The sequence below is a fragment of the Paenibacillus sp. 23TSA30-6 genome, assembly GCF_014858585.1.
Lineage (GTDB): Bacteria > Bacillota > Bacilli > Paenibacillales > Paenibacillaceae > Paenibacillus.
In genome coordinates, this window is record NZ_SLTL01000025.1 from 1 (window position 1) to 16,185 (window position 16,185).

The 16,185-nt window shown below is 50.0% G+C and carries 16 protein-coding genes and 8 tRNA genes; all 24 read left to right on the plus strand.

Going from position 1 to position 16,185, the window contains the following annotated elements:
* Positions 1–210 precede the first annotated feature (210 nt).
* Positions 211–302, plus strand: a tRNA-Ser gene (locus E0698_RS19885).
* Positions 303–333: 31 nt separating this feature from the next.
* Positions 334–410 (plus strand) — tRNA-Met (locus E0698_RS19890).
* Positions 411–420: 10 nt separating this feature from the next.
* Positions 421–496 (plus strand) — tRNA-Val (locus E0698_RS19895).
* 4 nt (positions 497–500) lie between these two features.
* Positions 501–576: transfer RNA gene (locus E0698_RS19900), tRNA-Thr, on the plus strand.
* A gap of 16 nt (positions 577–592) precedes the next feature.
* Positions 593–669 (plus strand) — tRNA-Asp (locus E0698_RS19905).
* 77 nt (positions 670–746) lie between these two features.
* Positions 747–819 (plus strand) — tRNA-Phe (locus E0698_RS19910).
* 9 nt (positions 820–828) lie between these two features.
* Positions 829–914, plus strand: a tRNA-Tyr gene (locus E0698_RS19915).
* Between the two features lie 7 nt (positions 915–921).
* Positions 922–994 (plus strand) — tRNA-Lys (locus tag E0698_RS19920).
* Positions 995–1,151: 157 nt separating this feature from the next.
* Positions 1,152–2,300, plus strand: coding sequence for a helix-turn-helix domain-containing protein (locus tag E0698_RS19925; RefSeq protein ID WP_192512681.1), 1,149 nt, complete (start codon positions 1,152–1,154; stop codon positions 2,298–2,300).
* Positions 2,301–2,403: 103 nt separating this feature from the next.
* A complete protein-coding gene (locus tag E0698_RS19930; protein WP_192512682.1) occupies positions 2,404–3,528 on the plus strand; it encodes an ABC transporter ATP-binding protein in 1,125 nt (374 codons plus the stop codon).
* 333 nt (positions 3,529–3,861) lie between these two features.
* A complete protein-coding gene (gene hprK, locus E0698_RS19935) occupies positions 3,862–4,800 on the plus strand; it encodes an HPr(Ser) kinase/phosphatase (protein ID WP_134911655.1) in 939 nt (312 codons plus the stop codon).
* A 43-nt stretch (positions 4,801–4,843) separates the two neighbouring features.
* Positions 4,844–5,902, plus strand: a complete 1,059-nt coding sequence (gene lgt, locus E0698_RS19940) for a prolipoprotein diacylglyceryl transferase (protein ID WP_192512683.1) — start codon at positions 4,844–4,846, stop codon at positions 5,900–5,902.
* Entirely contained in the window at positions 5,899–6,552 is a 654-nt protein-coding gene (ppaX, locus tag E0698_RS19945; protein WP_192512684.1) for a pyrophosphatase PpaX, read from the plus strand. Before lgt ends, ppaX begins: the two co-directional genes overlap by 4 nt.
* Positions 6,549–7,043 (plus strand): acyltransferase, encoded by a 495-nt coding sequence (locus tag E0698_RS19950; protein WP_192512685.1) that lies wholly within the window; start codon positions 6,549–6,551, stop codon positions 7,041–7,043. Before ppaX ends, E0698_RS19950 begins: the two co-directional genes overlap by 4 nt.
* A gap of 146 nt (positions 7,044–7,189) precedes the next feature.
* Positions 7,190–8,332, plus strand: a complete 1,143-nt coding sequence (locus E0698_RS19955; RefSeq protein WP_192512686.1) for an acyltransferase — start codon at positions 7,190–7,192, stop codon at positions 8,330–8,332.
* Positions 8,333–8,569: 237 nt separating this feature from the next.
* Complete coding sequence (locus E0698_RS19960; RefSeq protein ID WP_192512687.1) at positions 8,570–9,775, plus strand: ATP phosphoribosyltransferase regulatory subunit; 1,206 nt, start codon at positions 8,570–8,572, stop codon at positions 9,773–9,775.
* The gene (gene hisG, locus E0698_RS19965; RefSeq protein WP_025683469.1) at positions 9,772–10,416 is read left to right on the plus strand and encodes an ATP phosphoribosyltransferase; all 645 of its coding nucleotides are present in this window, start codon (positions 9,772–9,774) and stop codon (positions 10,414–10,416) included. Before E0698_RS19960 ends, hisG begins: the two co-directional genes overlap by 4 nt.
* Positions 10,417–10,475: 59 nt before the next feature.
* Positions 10,476–11,783: a histidinol dehydrogenase gene (gene hisD, locus E0698_RS19970; RefSeq protein ID WP_192512688.1), complete on the plus strand. Its 1,308-nt coding sequence runs from the start codon at positions 10,476–10,478 to the stop codon at positions 11,781–11,783.
* Positions 11,773–12,381 (plus strand): imidazoleglycerol-phosphate dehydratase HisB, encoded by a 609-nt coding sequence (hisB, locus tag E0698_RS19975; RefSeq protein ID WP_192512735.1) that lies wholly within the window; start codon positions 11,773–11,775, stop codon positions 12,379–12,381. The genes hisD and hisB overlap by 11 nt, the downstream gene beginning before the upstream one ends.
* A gap of 3 nt (positions 12,382–12,384) precedes the next feature.
* Positions 12,385–13,014, plus strand: a complete 630-nt coding sequence (gene hisH / locus E0698_RS19980) for an imidazole glycerol phosphate synthase subunit HisH (protein ID WP_192512689.1) — start codon at positions 12,385–12,387, stop codon at positions 13,012–13,014.
* A 43-nt stretch (positions 13,015–13,057) separates the two neighbouring features.
* The gene (gene hisA, locus E0698_RS19985; protein WP_044645048.1) at positions 13,058–13,789 is read left to right on the plus strand and encodes a 1-(5-phosphoribosyl)-5-[(5-phosphoribosylamino)methylideneamino]imidazole-4-carboxamide isomerase; all 732 of its coding nucleotides are present in this window, start codon (positions 13,058–13,060) and stop codon (positions 13,787–13,789) included.
* An 11-nt stretch (positions 13,790–13,800) separates the two neighbouring features.
* Entirely contained in the window at positions 13,801–14,559 is a 759-nt protein-coding gene (gene hisF / locus E0698_RS19990) for an imidazole glycerol phosphate synthase subunit HisF (RefSeq protein ID WP_192512690.1), read from the plus strand.
* Positions 14,556–15,296 (plus strand): bifunctional phosphoribosyl-AMP cyclohydrolase/phosphoribosyl-ATP diphosphatase HisIE, encoded by a 741-nt coding sequence (gene hisIE, locus E0698_RS19995; protein ID WP_149095403.1) that lies wholly within the window; start codon positions 14,556–14,558, stop codon positions 15,294–15,296. The genes hisF and hisIE overlap by 4 nt, the downstream gene beginning before the upstream one ends.
* 36 nt (positions 15,297–15,332) lie before the next feature.
* Positions 15,333–16,157, plus strand: a complete 825-nt coding sequence (gene hisJ, locus E0698_RS20000) for a histidinol-phosphatase HisJ (protein WP_192512691.1) — start codon at positions 15,333–15,335, stop codon at positions 16,155–16,157.
* Positions 16,158–16,185: the final 28 nt, after the last annotated feature.

Below are 16,185 nucleotides of genomic sequence, written 5' to 3' on the forward strand. Positions count from 1 at the left end.
GAGGTAGATAGGTTGGGGGTGGAAGTGCAGTAATGCATGGAGCTGACCAATACTAATCGGTCGAGGGCTTATCCTAAAGAATAAAATGCAATGGAGTTTCGGATCCAGTTTTCAGGGTGTAACACCTTGAAATTACGCTTGATATTCTAATTCACTATGGTGATATATAGAATAACGCGCGGAATTTTTGCTAAGTGAGTCCATTTATATGGAGAGATACCCAAGTGGCTATAAGGGGACCCTCTGCTAAGGGGTTAGACTGCGAAAGTGGTGCGAGGGTTCGAATCCCTCTCTCTCCGCCATTTAGGACAAGCTGGCGAAATATTATGTTATGGCGGTGTAGCTCAGCTGGCTAGAGCGTACGGTTCATACCCGTGAGGTCGGGGGTTCGATCCCCTCCGCCGCTACCATACATACCCAGGAGGCTTAGCTCAGCTGGGAGAGCATCTGCCTTACAAGCAGAGGGTCGGGGGTTCGATCCCCTCAGCCTCCACCATTGTGCCGGTGTAGCTCAACTGGTAGAGCAACTGACTTGTAATCAGTAGGTTGGGGGTTCAAGTCCTCTCGCCGGCACCATTTTTGAAAAATTCAGGGAACTGTGGTGTAGAGGCCTAACATGCCTGCCTGTCACGCAGGAGATCGCGGGTTCGAATCCCGTCAGTTCCGCCATTTTTCAATATGATAGTTTTGCGTACTAAAGTGGGAAGGGGTATCCCTCCGCACTTTATTTTTTTGTTAATGGATATGGCTCGGTAGCTCAGTCGGTAGAGCAGAGGACTGAAAATCCTCGTGTCGGCGGTTCGATTCCGTCCCGAGCCACCTTTATATGGAGGATTAGCGAAGTGGCCAAACGCATCAGACTGTAAATCTGCTCCCTTACGGGTTCGGTGGTTCGAATCCATCATCCTCCACCAGTTTTATGAGCCATTAGCTCAGTTGGTAGAGCACCTGACTTTTAATCAGGGTGTCGAAGGTTCGAGTCCTTCATGGCTCATCGAAAGTCATCAACTTATAGTTGATGACTTTTTTTGTATGCATTTTTGCATGGATTTAGGTTATGTTTCTTACTAGCTTTTTTATTTTAAGGTATCGACAGGTTATAATAGGTTCATTATGTTCGCTTATTCTAAAAAAAGTGAAGTGGTGATCGCGTGGCTTTGGATACGGAATGGATACAGCAACAGCTTCAGAATATTATTCAAGCACCTTTTACTATACTGCCTTGGTGTCCGGAAATGATTGCAGAAGGTCAGCCAGCAGAATCAGCTGTACCGGATAAGTCATTTGTACGTGATAGCAAAATATATTTTCCGTTCCGTGCGGTAGCAGGAGAATTGGCTGCCTTTGCGGTAGAGGCAAAGCATTTGACGGATCGTGAACGGAAGCTGATTGAGGCGCTACTCTGGAACATGGAGCAATTCTGGCAGGATGGGACGGGGACGCAACGGCCCGATAATCCGGTATATGCTGAGGAAGAACAAATGAGGCGTTTTGGACAGTGGCTCATACAGCAGGCTGGCAACCTACAGAATGAAGAAGAGGTTCCTGATGAGTTGGGGCTTCGGGATTCGCTGTCGGCGTGTATGGTTCCCATTGTACTGACTGGTGAAGGGACACAGGGAGGTGCTATTGCCTACACGCAGCTACATCGATTGTTAGCCAGTTATTTTGGCGGGAATGTGCTGCTTACTCCACTGGATGAACAGTCTTGGCTGATTATGGCTAAAAAGGAACTATTGTTGGGAACAGACGACGACCGGGATAAGGATGTCGAAACCAGGGATGCGGATTTTACGGAATCGCTGGAGGAGGTTCTAACAGCTTTCAGCCTGGGTTTATACGAGCTTATCGCAAATGAGTGGGTGGGTGTATTTCATTTGGCGGTATCCAAGCCGTCTATACTATTGCAAAGTCTTCCCAAAGAGCTGAATTTGTTATGGGAGACGATCCATCTTGGCAAAATTTTTCATGTAACAGAGCATATCCACTTTTCATGGGAGTTGCATTTGGAGAGGTTATTAAACTGTATTCCGAAGGAGCAACGCGTGCAATTTTTGGAACAGGTTATGCGGTCGTCTGTCATATTGGAGGACGCTGAGACGATGGCTACATTGGATATCTTTTTTCAACTGGATTGTAATGTGAGTGAGACGGCTAAGCGCCTTTATGTACACCGGAATACGTTAATTTATCGTTTGGACAAGATTAAACAGGAGACGGGACTGGATGTGCGGACGTTTAATGATGCGGTTTTGGTCAAGCTTTTTCTACTATTGTACAAAGTGACAAAAAGGAAATAGCATTTTTGTGCAGTTTGCGAATAGCCACGCAGTGGGTACTAGGGTAAGATACAAGTAAGAAATGTATTCGATTTCAAAACTTGATCTTGGGGAGGCAAAAGCTATGGCTGGTGTACGCTTAGAGCATATTTTCAAAAAATACCCGGGTGCAGATAAAGCTACGGTTGTTGATGTCAATTTGGACATTCGAGATAAAGAATTCCTCGTATTGGTTGGTCCCTCCGGTTGTGGGAAGTCTACTACACTTCGTATGATTGCTGGTCTGGAGGAAATTTCAGATGGTAAATTGTACATTGGTGATCGCGTTGTGAATGACGTGGCTCCAAAAGACCGCGATATCGCGATGGTATTCCAATCCTACGCCCTGTATCCGCACATGAGCGTGTACCAGAACATGGCGTTCGGTCTGAAACTGCGCAAAGTGAAGAAAGAAGAAATCGACAAAAAAGTACGCGAAGCTGCCAAAATCCTCGATATCGAGCACTTGCTGGAACGTAAACCTAAGGCGCTGTCCGGTGGTCAACGCCAACGTGTCGCTCTGGGCCGTGCGATCGTCCGCGATCCTCAAGTCTTCCTGATGGATGAGCCGCTCTCCAACTTGGATGCTAAACTTCGTGGTCAAATGCGTGCTGAAATCACTAAACTGGTTAAACGCCTTGAAACCACTTGTATCTATGTAACACATGACCAGATTGAAGCCATGACGATGGGTGACCGGATTGTTGTTATGAAGGATGGCATTATTCAACAAGCCGCATCCCCGGATGAGCTGTACAACCGTCCAGTAAATCTGTTCGTAGCTGGTTTTATTGGCTCTCCTACGATGAACTTCATCACAGGCAAGCTGGCTGAGAAGGACGGCGCAATGCATTTCACTGCACCAGGTCTGGATCTGTTCGTGCCTGAGGGTAAGGGACAGATTTTGAAAGCCAAGGGTTATGTCGGCAAAGAAGTTATCCTGGGTATCCGTCCTGAGGATATTCATGAAGAACCTGTATTTTTGGAGGCTTCTCCGAATACGATCTTTATGTCCACTGTGGATGTTACCGAAAATCTCGGTCATGAAATGCTGTTGTACCTGAGTGGTGCGGGAAATGATACGATTATTGCCCGTGTAGACGGACGTTCCAATACTCGTGATGGTGTCAAAGCGAAGTTGGCTGTCGATATGAACAAGGTTCATTTTTTTGATAAGGAATCAGAATTGAGCATTCTGGTTGGCGAATAAGATCAACCGATGAAAGAGAGCCGCAGTTTCCCGGCCGGGGGAAGGCGGCTCTTTTTGTATATCCATACAGCTTCCAGCTTCGGCATTGCATTCATTGGAAAATTCCGATACGATGGGTACATTGGTATGGGTCTAGGCTCAGGTATGGATTGTTGAAGGCGAACATTGGACAAGTCCAACTGCATGAGCACAGGTAACCCGAAATCATGTTGAAAAGGTGAGGCTTGAGCTGGCACAGGATGGGCTGGCGATGGGCTGTTGGTTGATAGGGTGACGCTACATAAATAAGATCACGTATAGAATCCGGTCGTGCAGGATGAAGGGGAGAATACGATGGCTAAAAAGGTAAAGGTATCTGAGCTTGTACAGCAATTTCAAATGGAGGTTATTTCCGGTGAGAAAGGTCTGCGCAGGCTGATCACGGTGGATGATTTGAATCGTCCAGGGCTGGAGATGGCCGGGTATTTTGAATACCACACACAGGAGCGGGTGCAGCTTTTGGGAAGGTCTGAGCTGGCTTTTCTCGGTATGCTTCCTCCTGAGGAAAGAAAGGATCGGATGCAGCGTCTATGTACGGAGCTGACTCCGTGTATCATCATCACACGCGGTCTGGAAGTACCCGCAGAACTAGTGGAGGCAAGCGCTGAGCGGGATGTCCCTGTATTGCGAACTAATATGGCCACGACGATTTTATCAAGTCGCATTACGGGTTTTCTTGAAAGAAAGCTGGCTCCTACGGCCACCATCCATGGTGTATTGTGTGATGTGTACGGTGTAGGTATGCTCATTACGGGCAGTAGCGGCATTGGTAAAAGTGAAACAGCACTGGAGCTGGTTAAACGCGGTCATCGTCTGGTAGCAGATGATGCAGTGGAAATTCGGCAAACGTCCGATTTTCAGTTGCATGGTACGGCACCTGAACTGATTCGTCACTTGCTGGAAATTCGCGGCGTGGGCATCATTAATGTGATGACGCTGTTTGGTGCAGGTGCAGTTCGTAACAACAAGCGGATTACGCTGGTTGTCCGTCTGGAGGCATGGCAGCAGGATAAGCAGTATGACCGTCTTGGTTTGGATGAAGAAACGACACGTATTATTGACACGGATGTTCCGCTCGTTACAATTCCAGTTCGTCCAGGCCGAAATTTGGCCGTTATTATTGAGGTGGCGGCAATGAACTATCGTTTGAAGCAAATGGGCGTGAATGCAGCTCTGCAATTTACGAACAAGCTGACTGCTACAATTTCTGAAGATATGGAAGATATGGATTAAGGTTGAGTCGTTTGCAAGGAAGAACAAGGAGTGAGAGAAACATATGTCAACGGCAACATTACTGCTGAATCCGATTGCTTTTTCAATCGGGGCAATTAAGGTCCATTGGTACGGGCTTATTTTGGGGCTGGCGGCGCTTGTGGGTTTATATCTCGCCATTCGTGAAGGTAAAAGATTTGGCATTCCGCAGGAATTTTTTATGGATATGCTGCTGTTGGGTGTTCCCTCGGCTATTATTGGAGCGCGTATTTATTATGTAGCCTTCAAATGGGAAGATTATCGAGATAATCTATGGGATGTTATCAAAATCTGGAATGGCGGTATTGCGATATACGGCGCATTGATCGGCGCGATTATATGCGCAGTCATCTATTTCCGCTATAAGGGTTATAATTTCTGGCGGATTGCCGATATTTGTGCGCCGGGTCTGCTGATCGGTCAAGCGATTGGGCGCTGGGGTAACTTTGTCAATCAGGAAGCCTATGGTGGACCGACGGAAGAAGCGTTTTTGCGGAATCAACTGCATCTGCCGGATTTCATTGTAAATCAGATGAATGTTAACGGGGTGTTTCACCATCCTACATTCCTGTATGAATCCCTCTGGAGTATTGTAGGTGTGATTCTGCTGCTCGTCATTCGACGTATGAAATTTGTACGTGCAGGCGAAATGTTTGCGTTTTACTTCATTTGGTACTCGATTGGCCGTTTTTTCATCGAACGTGTACGGACGGACAGTTTGGCTTTTCAGGGACCAGACTGGCTGGCTTCCTTTGTGAATGCTTTGTGGTCTCCTATGGTATGGCTGGGGTTTGAACCAGGGCATCTGGACCCGAGTTACGGTAATGTACGGATCTCGCAACTGCTCCCTATTTTTATTGTTGTAGCTGCTGTGATTTTCATCGTGGTTCGTCGTCGTAAGGGTGCATCTGTTCCGAAATATAGCGATCCGATTGTCTCCAGCAAGGTAGGAGTCGATCAGGTACCTGACGTCACGCCGGAACAGGCTTCCCGCCCGGGTCAAGATACGATTCCTCCGACAACGGCTGCGCCGGATAAGCTACACAAGGAAGACATGGACGAGGACAAGAAGGAGCATCTATGATAAATACGGTTTTATTCGACTTGGACGGTACGATTATGGATACGAATGAGTTGATTATCAACTCATTTCTGCACATTTTGAATCACCCGGACGCTGACCCGCTGACACGGGAGCATATTATCCCTCATATGGGCGGAACCCTGGATGACCAGCTCCGTACCTTCTCGGGATTAAAGGATGTGTCTGAGCTGGTTAAAGGCTATCGTGCTTATAACTTGCTCCATCACGATCAAATGGTGAAGCCATTTCCGTATGTCATCGAGGTTATTCAGGAGTTGCGTGCGCGGGGAATCAAGCTGGGGGTTGTGACGACTAAAATACGTCCTTCTACGATTCGTGTGCTTGATCTGTTCGATATGACCTCCTCTATGGATTATATCGTGACTGTAGACGACGTAGAGCACCCGAAGCCGCACGCAGAACCTGTGCTTAAGGCGCTGGCTGGCTTGAACGCCAAAGCGGAGCATACGTTGATGGTTGGAGACAGTTCCTTTGATATTCTATCGGCTCAAGCCGCAGGTGTGAAATCGGCGGGTGTAGCCTGGTCGCTCAAGGGTGAGGAAACTCTACGGGGCTATGGACCGGATTACATTTTGCATGATATGCGGGATTTACTGAAGCTGGTGCTTCAAGGTGTCGATGTATCGTGAGGAAGGTTAACCGCTATCCCGTGGAAGGTCCCAATGCGCTGTGGCAGATTTACCGGACGGTAAGCCGCTGGAAAGGGATTAAAAACTTTGTTTTTATACAGATCGCCCGGTATTGTCCCGTGCTATCCTGGAAGAATGTCATTTACCGCAGAGTGCTTGGGATGAAGGTAGGGCAGCATGCGGCCTTCGGCCTGATGGTGATGGTAGATGTTTTTTTCCCGGAGCATATTACCGTAGGGGACAATTCGGTGATTGGATATAACACGACCATTCTGGCTCATGAATACCTTATACGGGAGTATCGTATTGGTAAAGTGATGATCGGGAATAATGTGTTAATCGGCGCCAATACGACCATTCTGCCCGGTGTTACTATAGGTGATGGAGCTATAGTAGCCGCCGGAGCGGTCGTGCATAAAGACGTGCCTGCAGGAGCATTTGTAGGTGGCAATCCGTTGCGTGATTTAAAACGCACTGGTGTGGATGAGTAGTAAATAGCACAACAAGAAAGGCCCCTTATGTATTAAGGGGTCTTTCTTGCGCTGTTTTTCTGTATAATAAATGGGGTAATGCATGTTAGTTATGTTTAAAACTTGATAATAGACATATTTGCAAGGCGATATGGGAGCGTGTTGATTTGGCCAAAAAAGAACGTATACCAGAGCTTGATATTTACCGGGGAATGTTAATTGCAGCCGTTGTTACCATTCATGCGACTTCAATGGCTTTGATTGATGCGCGTCATTCTCTATTGTTTTATCCCTTTTTATTTTTAAATGTGTTTAGTAGCTTTGCGGTGCCAGTATTTATTTTTGTGAGCGGGTTTGTTTTATTTTACAATTATGTCGATAGGCCGCTTCGTGGTAAGAATATGCTTGTTTTTTTTCGAAAAAGACTGATGTTTATTGTGTTACCCTACGTTTTGTTTTCTCTTATGTACTATTTGACCTTGGTGACACGTGGGCTGATGCCGCTCAGTGATCTTCCGCTTGTGCTGTTAACGGGAAAGGCGTACACGCATTTGTATTATGTCATCATCATAATCCAATTTTATTTGGTCTTTCCGCTGTTGCTGTGGGGAGTGCAGCGTTTACGCCATTGGATATCGAGTCCACGGAGAGCAGCCTTAGTCATTTTGACAGTAGGGTTAGTCATTCAATGGGGGTTTGTACTGCTGAACAAATACGTTTGGCAAGAGGAAAGAGGAAGTCTTGCGATTACGTATATCAGTTATTTTGCCTTGGGTGCAGCGGTAGCGATTGGATATGAGGGGTTTAAAAAGTGGCTTCTTCCGTCATCAGGTACGTCAATCGGTCGCGGACAGTTGATCAGCTGGTATGGTTTGTGGGCGGCTTGGCTGTTGCTGGGCATAGTCTATGTGCAGATATGGTTTGTAGCGTATCGGGAAGCGATCTATGCAGATTCGTTGATCTATGAGTTGTTACGTAATGCACATGCTCTTGTATCTGCGCTGGTGCTGTTTCAGTTCTCGGCTTTCTTATACCGTCACGCTAACTATGCGTTGCGAACTTGGATTAGTTGGCTGGGTGCCTGTTCCTTCGGTATTTATTTACTCCATCCGGCGCTCTTGCGCGTGTATCGTAAGCTGAATTTGCATGGAACACCGGTAGAGTATATCTTTTCTGTTGCCGGAGGTTGGCTGTTAGCGCTGTTTGGCTCATGGCTGATTGTGACGCTGTGTTTCCGTTATGTACCTTATTCCTGGGTCGGCCTGGGCACAGTTCCAAAGTTTCCGTCCCGGGGAAAGGTGAACAGGTGAGTGGTTGAATATGTTGATATGACTGTTGGCTGAAAGGCTGACAGTCTTTTTTTAGGATTCATGAATTATGCAATGGATAAAATAAATAGAGGGGGACCGTTTCGCAATACGGCTCTAAAAATGGGCTGCCCCGTTCGGTTGACGTTCACAGGCAGGACATGATAATATATCGAATATACTTTAGTTTATTAGCACTTTACCATGATAAAGATATTGCGAAATCATGAGGTGATAGAGATGACCAAGCCAAAAGGATTTGAAATCCCTGTAGGGGTTCGGGATTACCTTCCGCGTGCGGTGTCGAAGCTGCGGGCGATTGAATTGAATGTACTCGAATGCATGGAGCGTTGGGGCTACCGTCAGATTATGACGCCTACGATGGAATACTACGATACGGTGGGTGTGGCTAGTTCTACTTCGGATCGGAAGTTGTTCAAGCTGCTCAATAACCGCGGAACCACGCTGGTGCTGCGATCTGATATGACTGCGCCGATTGCGCGTGTGGTATCGTCGCTCTTGAAGGAAGAGGAAGTACCGCTTAGGCTCTCCTATCACGCAAATGTATTTCGGGCGATTGAGGAAGAGGCGGGAAGAGAAGCGGAATTCTTCCAGACGGGTGTGGAGCTGGTGGGCGATGACTCGCCCGAGGCTGACGCGGAGGTCGTGGCACTGGCGATTGCATCGTTACAGGCGGCAGGAGTTTCCTCTTTTAAAATTGCCATGGGGCATGTCGGATTCCTGAACGGTCTGTTCGAGGAAATCATTCCGGGTCGTCAGGCTGAACAGCAAGCGCTAAAGGAGCTGTTATTGAACCGTGATGTGGTGGGCTACCGGACAGCAATTGAAGCCTTGGGGTTGGCTACCAAACATCGGGATAAGCTGGAGGCTATTCTTCGGCTTCGCGGTGGGAAAGAAATTTGCGAACAGGCTACCCGTCTTAGCGTCGAGCAGCAGACGATCCAATCCATTGCGCATCTGTGCGAGGTATGGGAAGTGCTGGAGAGTTACGGCGTGTCTGAGCATGTACTAATTGACCTTACTATGATCGGAGACTTTTCATATTATACAGGAATGACTTTTGAGGGGTATGCGGCAGAAATCGGATTCCCCGTATGTAATGGAGGGCGCTATGACAATCTGCTACAGCAGTTTGGTCGTTCCGTTCCTGCCACGGGATTCGCATTGAAGACGAACCGGATTGTCGATGGCGTAGACGGTATTCAGATCGAGGCGAAGCGCCCGGTGCTTATTCGTTATGATGCGCAGGGACGCAGAGAGGCGTTATCCGCCGCGGCACAGCTTCGTGGAGCAGGACGGACTGTGGTGACAGGGCTGACTGGTGGGCCTGAGGATCGCCGCCGCGAGCAACAGGACTTGTATGCAAAGGTTTACAGCTATACAGTCGAAGAAAGACAACCGGTACAAGGGAGGGAATTACCATGACGGAGACGCTGAAGGTAGCCATGCCGAAGGGACGGATTTATAAGCAGGCTTCTGAGCTTTTCCGTCGAGCGGGGGTTCCTATTCCAGTAGATGTAGATGATACACGCAGGCTGGTTATTCCGCTGCCTGAACTGGGAATGGAGTTTATTATGGCGAAGCCGGTCGACGTTCCCACGTATGTGGAGTACGGAGCTGCGGATATCGGCATTGTAGGCAAGGATGTTTTGCTGGAAGAGAACAAGGATGTGTATGAGCTGCTTGATCTGGGGATTGCCCGTTGCCGAATGTCAGTCATTGCTTTGCCGGATTGGCAGCCGGGTATTCGTCAGCGGGTGGCTACGAAGTATCCGAATGTGGCTTCCCAGTATTTTCGGGAGCAAGGCCAGCAGGTGGAGGTTATCAAGCTGAATGGTTCTATCGAGCTGGCACCGCTAATCGGATTGGCAGACCGGATTGTCGATATGGTGGAAACAGGGCAGACCTTGAGAGAGAACGGATTGGTCGAGCAGATCAGTATTTTGGATATTACGAGTCGGCTGATTGCCAATCGGGTCAGCTACCGGATGAAAAATGGTCCGATTCAGGCGTTGTGTGACCGACTGCATCAGGTAATTCCGACTACGGTGGCACCCAGGGACTAAGGTAAAGGCCAATGGGTAGGAGAACAATCTGCAAGCTGCAAGTAAGGGGGAAGGGACAAATGAAGATCGTATCAGCCCGTGATTTCAATCTCCAGCGGGAGGTAGATTACGGTACACCTGAGCAAAATGAAGCCGTTCATGCGATTATCCGTTCGGTACGGCAGGAGGGAGATGCGTCTGTCCTGCGGTATACGGAATCGTTCGATGGTGTATCGCTGACGGCGGAGCAGCTCCGTGTGACGGAGGAAGAATTGAAGGCGGCATATGACAAGGTGGAGCCTTCTTTTTTGCAGGCGATTCGGGAGGCGGCGGACAATATCCGTGCTTTTCATACGAAGCAAAAACGTAATTCGTGGATGGATTTACAACCGGATGGCAGCTTGCTGGGTCAGATTATCCGACCGTTGAAGCGGGTAGGCGTGTATGTTCCGGGCGGTAAAGCAGCTTATCCGTCCTCGGTGCTGATGAATGTGATTCCGGCTCAGGTGGCTGGTGTACCGGAGATTGTCATGGTGACACCCCCGGCAACAGGCGGCAAGGCGGGAATTGATCCATATACACTGGTAGCTGCGGCAGAGGCGGGTGTGACAGAAATGTACCGGGTTGGCGGAGCACAGGCGATTGCGTCTCTCGCTTACGGGACAGATAGTATTGAACCGGTCGATAAAATTTGCGGTCCCGGCAACATTTATGTAGCGCTGGCGAAGCGTGAGGTGTACGGTGCGGTGGATATCGACAGTATTGCAGGACCAAGTGAAATTGTCGTGCTGGCTGACGATACGGCGAACGCCTCTTATGTAGCGGCTGACCTGCTCTCGCAGGCAGAACATGACGAAATGGCCTCGGCCATTCTGGTTACGCCCTCGCAACGCTTGGCAGAAGAAGTTTCAGCCGAGGTGCAGCGCCAATTAGCAGAGCTGCCGCGCAGAGATATTGCTGCTGCATCGGTTGATGCCTATGGAGCGATTATTGTCGTGGACACTTTGCATGAGGGGATCCAGATTGTGAACAAACTTGCCCCGGAGCATTTGGAAATCATGACAGAGAATCCGATGGAGCATGTGGGTCAGATTGAAAATGCGGGAGCGATTTTCCTGGGAGCGTACAGCTCGGAGCCGGTAGGCGATTATTTTGCCGGGCCTAACCACATTATTCCGACCAATGGAACTGCGCGGTTCTCTTCTCCGGTCGATATTGATGATTTTATCAAGAAGTCGAGTATGATCTATTACAGCAAGGAAGCGCTGTTACGCAATGGAGAGACGATTATGCAGCTTGCCCGGCATGAAGGGCTGGAAGGCCACGCAAGGGCGATACAGGTTCGATTGGACAATGAGAAGAAGGCGGTGGATGGCGATGGGGAATGAAAATAACGGTGCAGGACGTACAGGCAGCGTCAGCCGGAAGACGAATGAAACGGATATTCAGCTATCTTTTGTGGTAGACGGCACAGGGCAAACCGAAATCGAGACAGATGTCCCTTTTCTGAATCATATGCTGGATTTGTTCACCAAGCACGGACAGTTTGACCTGAACGTACAGGCCAGAGGGGATGTTGACATCGACGATCACCATACCGTGGAGGACATTGGTATCTGTCTGGGGCAAACCTTACTGGAATCGTTAGGTGATAAAAAAGGAATCAAGCGCTATGCCAGCGTCTTTGTACCGATGGATGAGGCGCTCGCGCAGGTCGTCATTGATCTTAGTAACCGACCGCATTTTGAGTATCGTGCGGAGTATCCGTCACAGCAGGTAGGGAGCTTTTCGACGGAGCTGGTGCATGAATTTCTGTGGAAATTCGCGCTGGAGGCTCGTATGACGCTGCACGTCATTGTTCACTACGGGCAAAATACCCACCATATGATCGAGGCGGTGTTCAAGGCACTGGGACGTGCACTGGATGAAGCGACATCCATTGACCCGCGGGTGACGGGAGTGCCTTCGACGAAGGGAGTGCTGTAGTCCATGTCCATTGTTATTGTGGATTACGGCAGAGGCAATCTGCATAGTGTGAGCAAGGCGGTTGAGCGTCTTGGCTATGAGGCTGTAGTGACAGGAGATGCGAAAGTGATTCGTTCCGCCAGCGGTGTGATTTTGCCGGGTGTAGGGGCGTTCGGAGACGCTATGGAGCATTTGCGTTCCAGCGGCTTGGATCGGGTCATTCAGGAGGTCGCGAGTGCTGAACAGCCGTTGCTCGGCGTTTGCCTGGGGATGCAGCTGTTGTTCACTCGTGGCGAGGAATATGGCAGCCATGAGGGGCTGAATATTTTGCCGGGAGAGGTCGTGCGCTTTGCTCCTGATCTGGGTGTGAAAGTGCCTCATATGGGCTGGAATCGTCTGCGCATGACGCAGCCGGAACATCCGTTGGTGCAAGGCTTGGAGGAAGGGCATGTGTATTTTGTGCATTCTTATCATGCCAAGCCGGAGGTAGAAAGCGATTTGTTGGCGGTGACCGATTACGGCGGGCCGGTAACAGCTATCGTGGGCAGAGGCCATGTATACGGTATGCAGTTCCATCCAGAGAAGAGTGGGGAAATGGGAATGCGGCTGCTTCGTCAGTTTTTGGAATTGGCGGAGGCGGAAAAACGAGCGTAATTACACATAGGTTTTTTTGAATAGCTCACAAGGGGGTCATACTTTGTTCACGATATATCCGGCGATTGATATTCGCGATGGCAAATGTGTACGGCTGGTGCAGGGTGATTATAACCAGGAGACGATATACAACGAAAATCCGGTAGAGGTGGCCCGCGAATGGGAACGCTTGGGCGGCTCCTACATTCATCTTGTCGATCTGGACGGTGCGAAAGCGGGTCAACCTGTGAATGATGAGCTGATCGGACGCATCGCGTCTGCGGTGCAGGTACCTGTACAGGTAGGTGGCGGCTTGCGTACGCGCGAGCATGTGGAACGGCTGTTGTCACTGGGCGTGAGCAGGGTGATTTTGGGCACGGCGGCGATTGAGGACCGTGCTTTTACGGAAGCGGTGTTGGGTACCTATGGTGACCGGATCGCGATCGGTCTGGATGCGCGAAATGGCTATGTAGCGACACGAGGGTGGCTCGAAACCTCGGAGGTGCGGGCGGATGAACTCGCGGCTGAGCTGGCCTCCAAGGGCGCGGAAACGTTCATTTTCACGGACATTTCCCGCGATGGAATGATGCAGGGTCCGAATGTAGAGGCTATCGTGGCACTTGCGAAAAGCAGTGGACGAACCGTAATTGCTTCCGGTGGTGTCAGCAAGATGGACGATCTGATTACGTTAAGTGCCTATGCGCAAAAAGGTGTAGGCGGCGCTATTGTGGGTAAGGCATTGTATACAGGCAGCATTGATTTACAGGTCGCCGTACAAGCTGTAGCAAAGGCATAGGGGGAGTAGGCATGCTGGCTAAACGTATTATTCCCTGCCTGGACGTAAAGGATGGCAGGGTAGTTAAGGGCGTCAATTTTGTGAATTTACGCGATGCAGGCGATCCGGTAGAGCTGGCGGCGCTTTATGACCGGGAAGGTGCGGACGAAATCGTATTTCTGGATATTTCTGCTTCGGTTGAAGGTCGCGCCACCATGGAAGAGGTGGTTCGTCAGACAGCGGGGGAAATTGCCATTCCCTTCACCGTGGGTGGCGGGATATCCCATGTCGATGATATGAAGCGCATCCTGCGTGCAGGAGCGGATAAAATCGGCATTAATACGGCGGCCGTTCGTAACCCTCAGCTGATTGCGGAGGGTGCGCGCAGCTTTGGCTCACAATGCATCGTGGTTGCGATTGATGCCAAGTACAATGAGGCGTGGGACGAGTGGGAAGTATATACGCACGGAGGCCGTACGCCATCCGGTATCCGTGCCTTGGCATGGGCCAAGGAGGCTGAACGGCTGGGGGCAGGCGAAATTCTGTTGACCAGCATGAATGCGGACGGAACCAAGGATGGTTTTGATCTGCCGCTGACCTCTGCGGTGTCGGATACCGTGGGTATTCCGGTCATTGCTTCCGGTGGAGCGGGGAAGCAGGAGCATTTTTATGACGTGTTTACGGCGGGTAAAGCGGATGCTGGCTTAGCGGCAACCATTTTTCACTATAAAGAAATAGGAATTCCCGAGCTGAAACGGGATTTGAAGCGCAGAGGAGTGGAGATACGATGAGCAACGAATTGAACCAGCAGCTATCTCTGGAACAGGTATTGGATAATATTCGCTGGAATGAAGCGGGACTTGTCTCAGCGATTGTGCAGGATGATGCCACGCTTCAAGTATTGACGCTGGCCTATATGAATCGAGAATCGCTGAAGCTTTCTCTGGAATCGGGAGAGACGTGGTTTTGGTCCCGTTCCAGACAGGAGCTGTGGCACAAGGGGGCAACCTCGGGGAATACGCAAAAAATCACCTCTATCCAGTTGGATTGTGACGGTGACGCTCTGCTCATCCGTGTCATTCCGAATGGTCCTGCCTGCCATACCGGAGCAACGAGCTGCTTTTTCCGTGATATTTCCGCGCCAGGAACGGCTGTAGCTCCTGCTTCGGAAAATGCCGGGGGCCAAGTGTCGGTGGCGACTCAACCGGGTACGACTCATGCTGCAACAGACCGCTTTGAGGTGCTTGCCCAACTGGAAGCAATCATTAAGGAGCGGGAAGTGACACGTCCTGAAGGGGCCTATACGACCTACCTTTTTGACAAAGGCGTGGATAAGATTCTGAAAAAGGTTGGCGAAGAAGCATCCGAGACGATCATTGCCGCCAAGAATAAGGATAATGAGGAGCTTCGTCTGGAGGTCAGCGATCTGATTTATCACTTGCTGGTACTGTTACAGGAGCGCAAACTACCGCTGGATGATGTGCTGGCTGAGCTGAACCGCCGTCATGAGCGTCCCCGTCGTGATTAAAATGGGTGATGTAGCGCTGAAAGAGGGGAGAGCCGCATGAAAATTGACTATCATACGCATCATGCCCGCTGCGGACATGCGATAGGAAATCTGGAAGAGTATGTGCAGCAGGGTATTCGGCTGGGGCTGGATCAGCTCGGCTTGTCCGATCACATGCCGCTATTGCATGTTAACCCGGCCGACTATTACCCGGAGATGGCGATGCCTATGGAAGAGCTGCCCCGATATGTGGAAGAATGTCTGGAATTAAAGGAACGCTATAAGGGACAGATTGACATTCGTGTCGGCTTGGAAGGCGACTACGTCGAGGGCTGGGAACAGGAAATCGAAGACATCATCACTGCATATCCGTGGGATTATGTGATTGGCTCCGTACATTTTCTCGGGGAGTGGGATGTAACGGATTTCCGTCAGGTACACCATTGGGAAGGCAAAAATGTGCTGGAGGTGTACCGGACTTATTACGATGCGGTTTCCAAAGCGGTAGCTACCGGGTTGTATGACATCATGGGCCATCTGGATGTCATTAAGCGTTTCGGCCACTATCCGAAGCCGGAGGAAGCGGAGGAGCTGCGTGAGCTGGAGCGCTCTACACTCTCGGCCGTTGCCCGCAGCGGGCGGGCGATGGAACTGAATGCATCGGGGTTATCCAAGCCCTGTGCAGAGATGTTCCCGAGCCGCCGCATGCTGGAGGAGGCGTTGGCGCTAGGCATCCCGCTGACCGTAGGCTCGGATGCCCATGATCCGGCGAAGCTGTCCGAGCATTTGGAGAAGGCGCGCGCGCTTCTGCATGAGGTCGGATACCGTGAGCTTGCCGTATTCCGGCAGCGTGAGCGCTCGTCCGTACTGTTGACGTTTTGAGGTCTATGTTCTGCCTAATATATAGCCC

Coding starts and splice junctions, on each gene's coding strand:
- hisJ (WP_192512691.1), top strand. CDS start 15,333: ATGAAAATTGACTATCATACGCATCATGCCCGCTGCGGACATGCGATA.
- ppaX (WP_192512684.1), top strand. CDS start 5,899: ATGATAAATACGGTTTTATTCGACTTGGACGGTACGATTATGGATACG.
- hisF (WP_192512690.1), top strand. CDS start 13,801: ATGCTGGCTAAACGTATTATTCCCTGCCTGGACGTAAAGGATGGCAGG.
- E0698_RS19930 (WP_192512682.1), top strand. CDS start 2,404: ATGGCTGGTGTACGCTTAGAGCATATTTTCAAAAAATACCCGGGTGCA.
- E0698_RS19960 (WP_192512687.1), top strand. CDS start 8,570: ATGACCAAGCCAAAAGGATTTGAAATCCCTGTAGGGGTTCGGGATTAC.
- hisG (WP_025683469.1), top strand. CDS start 9,772: ATGACGGAGACGCTGAAGGTAGCCATGCCGAAGGGACGGATTTATAAG.
- hprK (WP_134911655.1), top strand. CDS start 3,862: ATGGCTAAAAAGGTAAAGGTATCTGAGCTTGTACAGCAATTTCAAATG.
- hisIE (WP_149095403.1), top strand. CDS start 14,556: ATGAGCAACGAATTGAACCAGCAGCTATCTCTGGAACAGGTATTGGAT.
- hisB (WP_192512735.1), top strand. CDS start 11,773: ATGGGGAATGAAAATAACGGTGCAGGACGTACAGGCAGCGTCAGCCGG.
- lgt (WP_192512683.1), top strand. CDS start 4,844: ATGTCAACGGCAACATTACTGCTGAATCCGATTGCTTTTTCAATCGGG.
- hisD (WP_192512688.1), top strand. CDS start 10,476: ATGAAGATCGTATCAGCCCGTGATTTCAATCTCCAGCGGGAGGTAGAT.
- hisH (WP_192512689.1), top strand. CDS start 12,385: ATGTCCATTGTTATTGTGGATTACGGCAGAGGCAATCTGCATAGTGTG.